Annotated in this window: 6 protein-coding genes and 4 pseudogenes; 5 read left to right on the plus strand and 5 right to left on the minus strand. The window is 66.4% G+C overall.

The window, feature by feature from the left end; translation table 11 throughout:
* Positions 1 to 1,056 precede the first annotated feature (1,056 nt).
* Positions 1,057 to 1,536 (plus strand): annotated as a pseudogene (locus OG844_RS47040) (diadenosine tetraphosphate hydrolase).
* 179 nt (positions 1,537 to 1,715) lie between these two features.
* Here the strand turns inward: OG844_RS47040 and OG844_RS47045 are convergent.
* Positions 1,716 to 2,467: pseudogene (locus tag OG844_RS47045) on the minus strand (transposase family protein).
* A 138-nt stretch (positions 2,468 to 2,605) separates the two neighbouring features.
* On the opposite strand from OG844_RS47045, the gene OG844_RS47050 reads away from it, so the two are divergent.
* A complete protein-coding gene (locus tag OG844_RS47050; protein WP_331726398.1) occupies positions 2,606 to 3,508 on the plus strand; it encodes a hypothetical protein in 903 nt (300 codons plus the stop codon).
* Positions 3,509 to 3,802: 294 nt separating this feature from the next.
* On the opposite strand, the gene OG844_RS47055 is transcribed toward OG844_RS47050, so the two are convergent.
* Positions 3,803 to 5,170 (minus strand): MFS transporter, encoded by a 1,368-nt coding sequence (locus OG844_RS47055; protein ID WP_406396542.1) that lies wholly within the window; start codon positions 5,168 to 5,170, stop codon positions 3,803 to 3,805.
* Positions 5,171 to 5,611: 441 nt separating this feature from the next.
* On the opposite strand from OG844_RS47055, the pseudogene OG844_RS47060 reads away from it, so the two are divergent.
* Positions 5,612 to 6,130 (plus strand): annotated as a pseudogene (locus OG844_RS47060) (GNAT family N-acetyltransferase).
* Between the two features lie 344 nt (positions 6,131 to 6,474).
* On the opposite strand, the gene OG844_RS47065 reads toward OG844_RS47060, so the two are convergent.
* Positions 6,475 to 6,960: a hypothetical protein gene (locus OG844_RS47065; RefSeq protein WP_331726402.1), complete on the minus strand. Its 486-nt coding sequence runs from the start codon at positions 6,958 to 6,960 to the stop codon at positions 6,475 to 6,477.
* Between the two features lie 232 nt (positions 6,961 to 7,192).
* Here OG844_RS47065 and OG844_RS47070 point away from each other — a divergent pair.
* Positions 7,193 to 7,313: pseudogene (locus OG844_RS47070) on the plus strand (IS5/IS1182 family transposase); the annotation flags it as partial.
* A 38-nt stretch (positions 7,314 to 7,351) separates the two neighbouring features.
* Here OG844_RS47070 and OG844_RS47075 read toward each other — a convergent pair.
* Positions 7,352 to 8,461 carry a serine hydrolase domain-containing protein gene (locus OG844_RS47075; protein ID WP_406396544.1) on the minus strand — a complete coding sequence of 370 codons (1,110 nt, stop codon included), beginning with the start codon at positions 8,459 to 8,461 and terminating at the stop codon, positions 7,352 to 7,354.
* On the minus strand, positions 8,446 to 8,967 hold the full coding sequence (locus OG844_RS47080) for a pyridoxamine 5'-phosphate oxidase family protein (protein WP_331726404.1): 522 nt from the start codon (positions 8,965 to 8,967) through the stop codon (positions 8,446 to 8,448). The genes OG844_RS47075 and OG844_RS47080 overlap by 16 nt, the downstream gene beginning before the upstream one ends.
* A 389-nt stretch (positions 8,968 to 9,356) precedes the next feature.
* Between OG844_RS47080 and OG844_RS47085 the strand changes: the two genes are divergently transcribed.
* Positions 9,357 to 9,867 (plus strand): GNAT family N-acetyltransferase (locus OG844_RS47085; RefSeq protein WP_331726406.1); only part of this gene is annotated, 511 nt, incomplete at its 3' end.

Raw genomic sequence — 9,867 nt, forward strand, 5'->3', positions numbered from 1 at the left:
TGGGCCATGCCACCGTTCCGCGTACCGCTGCTCCCTCTCGTGCCCCGGAGACCGCTACGGACCGCCCCCAACGGATCTCGGGTGTTTCCGCGAGGACTTGTAGCGCGGTCAGCACCCATGCCCGCGTTCCGTCGCGCTGCCAGCAGCGGAAGCGCACGGTGCGGGGGTGATCAGGTGCACCCGGGAGCGCTTGTCGAAGCCAGGATGAGAGCAAACGACGGTCATCGGATGACGATGGCGGAGTCGAATCTGACACTCCGGTGGTCGCGCATGGAGCCTGACCAACCCGACACGGTCATGCGGAACTTTGGCCACGCCGTGGCGGGTAGCAGTTTCGCCGGGGCCGGTGCGGTGATGTGCGCATCGGCCTTTCGCGCGTCTGCACCACTGGCACTCCGCCGGGCGGGAAGATGAGGACGGTTGCTACCTCAGCCAGCCCAGCCGCTGGACGGCGCCAGCCCTCTGTGGCTTCCGGGACGACCCCCACCGCTCCGGAAGCAACAGGCCACCAGCCACTCGATGCCTGCCGTGGTGAGAGCCCAAGACTCACCACGGCGTGTCGCTACCCGGTCCCCTCACCAGTCTCTCGCAACCGTAGGCCCGACTCCGCGCCGCACCCGCACCCGCTCACGCACCCGCTCACGCCGGCACCAGGCGCTCGCCGTGCGGGTTCTGCAGGACGGCCGGACAGTGGATGCATGAAGATCACCGTTTTCACAGAGCTGCGAAAGGCGCTGGGTGACGATTTCGGGCCCGGGGAAGCGGTGACGCGTGCGGAGGCCGTGCATGCCGCCCCGGCTGATCCTGACGTCCCTGGGGACCCCGGTGGCAAGACGTTCTGCGGTATGTCCACGGAGGGGATGGAGCGGCACTCGTACTCTCCCTCTCGTCCCGGTCAGTCGTCTTACCCGGCGGGCGTCAGTAGGTTTCGGTGTCCGACGTGTGACAAGGCCCTGCGCTCGCTCGGCGGCTCCCGGCGACCTGGATGAGCGAACTGCGTGGGGAGGATGGGGAAGCGAAGAGCGATCCTTGATCACCGCTATATAGGTTTTGGCCATGACTGGTGACTGGCGGGTGGATCGGGTCGGGACTGCGCTCAGGGGTGAGAACCCGACCGTATTGCGGCGGTTGACGTCGGGGTTCGCGGTGATCGGGGATGTTCAGTTCCTGCCGGGATACTCGGTTCTGCTCGTGGACGAACCAGATGTACAGCGGCTGTCGGACCTGCGGAAGTCGAAGCGGCTGTCGTTCCTGTCTGACATGGACCAGCTCGGTGAAGCGGTCGAGCGTGCCTGTCGGCGGCTGGACCCGACTTTCCGGCGGATTAACCTGGAGATCCTGGGGAATACGGATCCGTTCTTGCATGCGTATGTCTGGCCGCGGTACGAGTGGGAGCCGGCCGATGTGGTGGGAAAGCCTGTGTGGCTCTATCCGCGTGAACGGTGAACTGACCAGGTGTTCAGGCTCGGTCCCCGTCATGACGTGCTGCGGGAGGCGATCGGCAGCGAACTGGACCAGCTGCGCTCGACGAGTTGACGTTGTGGGCCCAGTGATCGGTGATCGGTGACGGTCAACCGAAGCTCACTGGAGGCGTCCGAGCGGGACGATGCTGGCTGGGGCGCGCCGTACGTCCGGGGTTCACGTTGTTCCGTCCTGCAGGGTCGCCGAGGTGGTGCCGGGGGGCCTGGCGAGCCACTGAGCCATTTTCGTCTTGATCAGGCGGCGAGTTCAAGGGCGACTACGGCTCGGACGATGGCAGTGATCCGGGTGGTGCTGCAGCGGAGCTTCCACAGGAGACGCCAGCATTTGAGGGTGGCCATGGCACGTTCGCCGAGGCCGCGGATCTTGGCGTGATCGCGGTTGTGACGCTGGCGCCAGCCGTGCAGATTCTTGCCTTGGAACGGGACGCGGACCGCAGGATCTGCGCCCTGGTACGCCTTGTCGGCCCAGCACTTGGTGGCGTCGGCGGCGAGGGCGGCGGGAATGCCGTGGGTCCGGGCCGCGGTCAGATCGTGCACGGCCCCGGGTAGCGCGTCCGAGGCCCAGATCAGACGGCCGGCTGGATCCGCGAGGACCTGCACGTTCATCCCGTGGTGCTTCTTCTTCCCCGAGTAGTACGGGCGGTCGGCGGCGATGCGGTCGATCGGCAGTACGGTGCCGTCGAGGATCACGTACGCCTTCTTCCGCACGGTCTCCATGGCCTGTTCCAGCGTGGGCGCCCGAGCGGCCAGGAGGTCGACGGCCTCGCGTATGTAGCGGTAGGCCGTGGCGATCCCGATGCGGAAGCCCGCTGCGAGGCGCGCGTAGGTGTCGCCGCAGCGCAGGTGGGCCAGGACGAGCACGGCCTGCCGGCCACAGGTCAGGCGACGCCAGCGGGAGCCGATCCGTAGACGGTGGCCTGCGAGGAGGCGGATAGGTGCTGCAGAGTGCGGCTGGACAGGTCGATACCGGACGGGTAGACAAGCACGCGTAAGCTCCTGACAGACTGGTGATCTTGGTTGAGAACCCACCTACCAGGGGCTTCATCCTGTTGTCAGCCCAACGGCGTACTGCTGATGCAGGTTGAAAAGGCTCAATGTCAGTGCCGTGCTGTTCACTTCGCCGCGTGGACGCCTCAGCTCTGCGCGCCCGTCTGAACGACGCCTGGCGCGCGCCCGAATTGCACTGCCCGCTGCCCATTCATGGGGCAGGGCATGTCTGTGTGCCCAGTGACGCGGAGGATCTGGCCGAGCTGGAGCGCGTCGCTGCGGAGGTGGTTGACGGGGCGGGTCTGCCGGTACGTGCGTGGGTCGTCGGGGGTAGGGCGGCAGGGGTGCCCGACGGTCCGCCGGTGGGCGGGGAGGGTGGGCTCCCCATCGGCGGGGAGGGCGGGCTGCTGGAGCTGCGCGGGTGGGTGCTGGCCGAGCACTGGTTCGGATACGGCGTGACGGCCACAGCCGATGGCCCGCGCCGCGTCGTGATCCTCGCCCGGCGCGCGTTCACCCGCCCGCCCGGGGTCGGGTGGGTGGCGTTGCTGCGGGAGGCCACCGGGCGGACGGAGCCCGATCGGTGCGGCGTCGACTGGGCCGCGACGGAGGCAGCGCTGGGCACCGCGCTGCCCGGTGACTACAAAAACATCGTCGACGCCTTCGGCGCGGGCAGCTTCGACGAGTACCTGGACCTGCTGGTGCCGGGTGCGCTGGGCACGGATCTAGTCTCCTGGGGCCAGGACATGGCGCGGTACGCCCACCTGTACCGGCCATACCCGGTCCACCCCGCGCCCGGCGGCGTACTCATATGGGGGACCTCCGAGCAGGAGCTGACCTTCCACTGGCTGACCGGACCGGCCGATCCCGACGACTGGCCGGTTCTGGTGCAGTACCTGGACGGTGAGTGGCAGCGCTTCGACTGCGGCACCGGCGAGTTCGTGCTGCGCCTGCTCACCGACCGCACCCCGCCGTTCGCCTTCCCGCCCTCCGCCGGACCGTTCCCCCACTGGTTCGCCTCATGGGAGCTGCCGGAGGGCTAAGCCCTTGCTAACCCGGCTGTCAGCCGCTGACCATGCTCGGCGAAGCGACTGGGCCGCCGAGACAGACTGCGGATCTGCTGGTCACGACCCCGCTACAGATCGGTTCAGTCGCCAGCAGGCCGATGAGCAGTACAGGTATGAGGTTGGAAAGGCTCACTGTGCCAGGGCGGTTGTAGCGGCGACATCGGCTTCGGCAAGGCGGCCTAGGAATGTCTTTGGAGGTGTTCACGTTGAGTGACCGGGAACTCCGAGTGGGTTGGCTTGCTGTCGCGTCGGTGACTGGTCGGCGGTACTTCAGCCGGTGGTGTGGTGGGTCTCCTGCGACGGGATGCAGGAGAGCGCGAGGGCGGCGGCTGCCAGATAAGCGAGCGCGCCGATGACCATGCTGGTTCGCAGCCCCGCTGTGAAGTCACCGGTCGCGGCGAGCAGTGAGCCGCCCAGTGCGACGCCTGCGGCGCTGCCTACTTGACGGGTGGTGTTGAACAGGGCGGAGGCGGTACCGGAGAAGCCTTCGGGTGCGGCTGTCATGACCGTGGTGGTCGAGCCGGTGAGGGCGAAGGAAGTGCCGAATCCGGCCGCCATCATCGGTGCGACGAGCAGCGGATAGCCCGGGTCCGTCCCGGCGGCTGCCCAGCCGGCCAGGCCCGCAGCTGCCAGCAGCATGCCGGAGACCACCAGCGGGCGGTGTCCGGTGCGTCGTGCGAGGCGCCCGGACAGGATGGAGGCGAACATCGTCATGGCGACTGCGGGGAAGAGGGCGAGGCCGGTGCGCAGTGCGCTCAGACCCTCATGCTGCTGGAAGTACAGGCTGGCGGTGAAGATCATGCCGTAGAAGGCGAAGTTGAACAACAGGCCGATCCCGGCCGCACCACTCAGTGCACGGGAGCGCCACAGTCGCAGCGGCAGTACGGGAGTGCGGGCCAGGTGCTCGCGCAGGACGAACAGGGCGGCGGCCAGCACACACAGGCCGGCACCGGTGAGGATCAGTGGGTCTGTCCAGCCGCGTCGTCCGGCCTCGTTCAGGACGGCGGTCAGCAGAGCCACCGTGGCGAAGATCGCGCCTTGGGCCGGCCAGTCCAGGGAGCGGCCGGTTTGGCGGGACGAGGGGGCTACGTGGCGCAAGGTCAGCAGCAGGCAGGCGCATCCGATGGGCAGATTGATGAAGAAGACCCATCGCCAGCCGACGGTGGTGACGAGGAGTCCGCCGAGGAGAGGGCCTGCGGAGGCGGCGATGCCGGCCATCGAGCCCCAGAGTCCGAAGGCGCGGGAGCGCTCGGCGGGCGAGGGGTAGGCCTGCTGGAGGAGGGCGAGCGAGCCGGGCACGATGAGTGCCGCGCCGACTCCCTCCAGCAGCCGGGCGGCGACCAGGGCTCCGGTGTGCTGGGCCAGCCCGCAGCCGGCCGAGGCCGCAGTGAACACCATGACCCCGGTGCAGAAGATCCGGCGGTTGCCCAGCCGGTCCCCGAGCGCGCCGCCGGTGAGCAGCAGGCCGGCGGAAGCCAGCGTGTAGCCGTTGGTGATCCACTGGATTGCGGTGAGCGAGGCCGACAGCTCCCGGCCGACGACGGGAACGGCGACGTTGATGATGGTCACGTCCAGGATGACCATGAAGTAGCCCGCGCAGACCGCGAGCAGCGGCACCACGGACCGGGGCCTTGCCACCGCCATCCCACCTTCGCAAGAGAGAGTCACGACACCCCGTACCGGGGAGCCCCGGCGTCTGTAGTCCTAGTTGCAGCAGGACGGTCTGCAACGCGGCGTTTCATTGGAAAGGCCCACGAGAGCATCGGCGGCAGGCTGCGGAAGTTCATCGAGAGCCGGCCGGTCTTCTTCACCGCCACGGCCTCCGTTCGCCGCCGACGGGTGCGTGAATCTGTCGCCCAAGGGCCGGGCAGGCACTCTGGGGTACTGAACGAGTCAACCCTGGCCTATCCGGACTTCGGCGGCAGCCACGCCGAAATCATCGCCCACCTGCTGACTGTTCATCCTTTGCCCGTGAATCCTGCGGAGTAGCTGCTTTCGGTTCCATCAGATGACCGTTGGACATCGAACTTGGCGGTGGTGATGACCTGCTCGGGCGCCTTGGTGACGTAGAGTAAGAAGATGCCCTTTGCTCCTCAGCCGAGCCTCTGTGGTGAATTGGTCGGCGTCCGGCCGCTCCGGGAGGACGGCTCTCAGGTATGCGGGCCTCGGCGGCGGATCCGCTGATCTGGGAACAGCGCCCGGACAGGGAAAGGCACCGGGAGGCTCCCTTCAGGAGGTTTTCCAGGAAGCGGTGGAGTCTGATGGTGCGTTGACGGTGGTCGACGTCGTGGACGGGCGGATCATCGGTTCCTCTCGATACCACGGCTATGACGAGGAACGGGACGAGGTCGAGATGGCTGGACGTTCCTGGCCCGATCGCACTGGGGCGGGGCGTGGAACGGAGAAATCAAGTACCTGATGCTGCGGCACGCCTTTCGTTTTGTCGGGAGTGTGGTTTCCCTCATCGCGCCTGGGAACATTCGCTTGCAGTGTGGCGCTCAGAAAATCGGGGCAGTGCGAGCGAAAACATGGCTGGATGGGGGCGGGCAGCCCAGTCTGCTTTACCGAATCGAGTCAAGGAACTGGACTACCGAGTAGGCGGACCTGCCGCCCGACCAATTCCAATGACCTGATACCCGACGCGCTGCAAAAGGGATCCATCTCCATGGCCTCGAACAAGACCTCCGCCAAAGCGCATACGGCGAACCTGCGCCAGGCAGTGCCGAAACTTCACAGGTTCCGGCAGACACCCGAAGGCTGCATGATCGAACGATGCTGGTCGAACTGGTCAGGGTCGCAAAATTTCCCTGGGGCCCCTGGCTGGCCCAGATCCGGAGCCCACTCGGGGGGAACAGCGGTCCGCCGGCGCAGCAACCAAGCACGTCGAGTGGACGGTCGACAAGGACACATGGTTTCTGTGAACACTCGCCAGGCTGCGGAGCCTACGATCCCGAGCGCAAGCCCAGAACACTGTGCTCCACCACGCCCGCGGGAAGATCGCTTCTCTCTGACGCCCGGGCAGTCAACTCCACGAGGCCGGCCCGGAGGTCGGCGGCGGGCTCTCCAAGGATGATCGCGCTGATGATCAGTTCCATCATCAGACGGTCGTACTCGTCACCCGTCCTCCGATAGCGCTTCACATCAGCCTCCACCACAACGGAAGTGATCCTCCTGCCCCCACCGATCACGGGGGCGAAGGACGCCTCATAGACGCCGTGACCGGTCCAACTCCGGTGCATGAAAAGGACATCGCCTTCGACGAAGACGTTCCACTTCTCATCCATGTCCCGGGCTCGATATCCGCGTTGGATCCGGTCCCAGTCCTCGTCAGTCCAGACACGATCCGGCAACTGGGACACCGGCCGGGGCGCGCCGATCGGATGGAGGCGCCGGAACGACTCTCGGGTGAGCGGGGCATGGGCAGTCATGGCGTGATCCTACGGCTGCACTACTCGAACACGACAGCGACTTACCTCCAGGAGCAACTGCCCTGGGCAGATGGTGAACCTCTGCCACCTTCCGGACGCATCCGCAGCGTCCGGAACAGCGATATTGCCGACTCCCTCACGGCTGCCCCAGGTAAGCGGAGAGTCCAGGGTTCGGGCAGGCAGCCGATCGGAGCCGCACCATCCACCGCAAGGGCCCAAGCCCAGATGGAACCACAAGGCGTCCCGGCTCAAGAACTGGAAAATCCTGGGTGCCTGGCGCCCTCAAAGGCGACGGCGTTTACCAGGCCGTGCTCGGCACCACCCGCCTACACAATCTGCCCCTCACCTCATAACCTCAAGCCCCGTACGGCACAGCCTCTGGTGTCGATACTCAAGCGTGTGGGTCGGCCCCGGCTGTGATCACGTCTGCGAGTCGTTGCGCGGTGTTGAAGTGGGGTGTGAGACGTGTCTTGGTCATGGCGAAGGAGGTGCCTGTGACGCTGTCGGCATAGACGTAGCTGCCGCCACCACCGATCCAGCCGAATGTGGTGGGTGCCTCGTCCGGCCGAGTACCGATGCGGCCGAGTGGATAGCCCAGGCCCAGCCGTGCCTGGCTGCCGAAGACCTGGTCGGTGCCCTCGAAGGCCACCGCCGTCACCTCCTCGAGCTGGTGTGAATCCATGAGCCGACCGTCGAGCACCGCGGCATGCATGGCAGCGATTCCCCGCGCGGTGAAGGTGCCGACCGACGGGATGTCCGCTTGCAAAATGTCGTGGCTGTTGCCCATGGCCGCGGTCGGTTGCATTTCCCAGGGCGCAAGAATGGCATCGCCGTCGTATGGGGCGACGGGACGCGGTGCGGAGTCTTCGAGTCGTGCCAGTCGGGGCAAGTCGGTTCGGGGTACACCGAAGTACAGGTCACCCTGGAGGCCTAAGGGCACGGCGATCCACTCGTTCAGGAGTTGCCGCATCGGTTTGCCCGTGGCCCGGCGTGCGACTTCGCCGACGAGGAAGCCGAAGGTGAACGAGTGGTACCCCGTCTTGGTCCCGGGTTGCCACCGCGGCTCCGCGTCGGCGATCGCGGTGCAGACCCGTGACCAGTCGGTCAGGTCGGCAGGGCAGATACCCCGAGGCATCGCGGGCACGCCGACCGAGTGGGTCAGGACGTGTCGAAGAGTCACCGTCGCCTTGCCGTGGGCACCGAACTCCGGCCACAGGTCGACCACTGGCGTGTCGTATCCGACAGCGCCGTTACTGACGAGTAGATGAGCGATCAGCGAGGTCATGACCTTGCCGGCAGAGAAGCTGAAGAACGGGGTCTCCGGAGTCACCTTGCGCCCGGTCATGCCGTCGGCGACACCGGCGACCGCGTCGACATCAAGAGCCCCGTGGTGGTAAACGGCAACCTGCAAGCCGGTTTCGGCTCCGGTGTCGACGAGTTCATCGAGGACACTCTGGACCCTTTGCTGCAGTGGGGGCACCCCTGTCACCGGCTCGGCCACGTGTAGCGAGTCTGGCTGGACGTCGGCAGCTTGCCGAAAGCGAATCCGACAGTCGGCGCAACTCGATACAGCCTGGTGTCGCCGGCGATGACGGCGTCGCCCAACCCGTACCAGGAACCCGCCGGGTTGGTCAGATGCGCGCCGTACTTCCGCTCGAAGTCCGCGACAGCCTGTTCACGCTCGGAGCGCTCATCCACCACGGCTGCGACACCCTCGATGACAACGTCCACACCGGTCAAGGCATTCGTCCCGGTCGTCAGGACGCAGCGGGGATTACGTTCAAGGTTTCGCGCCTTGCGCTCCTGACCGCCCGTGGTGAAGCACATGCCACCCAGACTCCACACCGCCAACAACGGCGTCACGTGAGGGCCTGCGTCAGGCCGCACCGTAGAAAGCCAAAACACCTCCGCCTCACCGAGGACCGCCAACGCCGACGCCCACGACGTCGCTCGCGCGTTGGGGGACGAGAACGGCCCCAGCACGGCTTCCGGTTCGCTGTCCAACATGTCACATCCTCGATGAAGCATGCTCGGCCAACCGACACTCGTGAATCAGCGCCAACAAGTCGGCCCGTCATGCCCTCCGGTAGGTGTTACGTGCGGTCTTCATGACGACCTGAACTCGCCAGGAAACTCATCGGTCTGCGCGTGCACGAACCAGCCGTTGCCCCGTCGCTCACGGGCTCGCAACCTAGGGCTCTGTGCAATCCGTCGTTGCGGCCGGCCATTCAGCAGCTCGCCGCCACAGCCGCCACAGCCGCCACAGCCGATTCTGTCGCACAACAGCATTCCGACGCCGCAACCAACGCCACGAGTCCTCAGAAGGCGGTTCGTGAGTTGATGTCCATTTCCAGCCAGGTCTGCGCAGCGCGTCGGGCGGATGACACACTGAACAGATGATCGACGATCTTCCCGCCGGCCTGACGGCTCGGCACCTCGCCAACGAAGACCATTTCCGGGTACTCGCCGTACTGGACCGTTGGTGGGGTGGCCTCAAAGGGACGGCAGGGTCGACGGAACGGGCGTTGCTTCTGCCCCAGCTGTACTTCCAGCATTTCACCACCACCAGTTTCCTGGTTGAACACGACAGTGGAGAGGTAGGCGCCTTCCTGGTCGGCTTCCTGTCGCAGACACAGCCTGATACCGCGTATGTGCACTTCGCCGGCGTCGACCCGGCGCTGCATGGTCAAGGCATCGGGAGCGCCCTCTACCGGGCCTTCTTCGCGCTCGCTCAGTCCCATGGGCGCCGTTACGTGCACTGCATCACCAGCCCGGAGAACGTCGCGTCGCGGGCATTTCACACGCGGCTCGGTTTCGCGGCCTCAGCGGTGACGCCGGACTACGACGGCCCCGGACTCGATCGGGTGGCCTTCACCATCGATCTCTCCGCGGATGCGGCGGCCATCC

It is taken from the genome of Streptomyces sp. NBC_00887 (assembly GCF_045207585.1).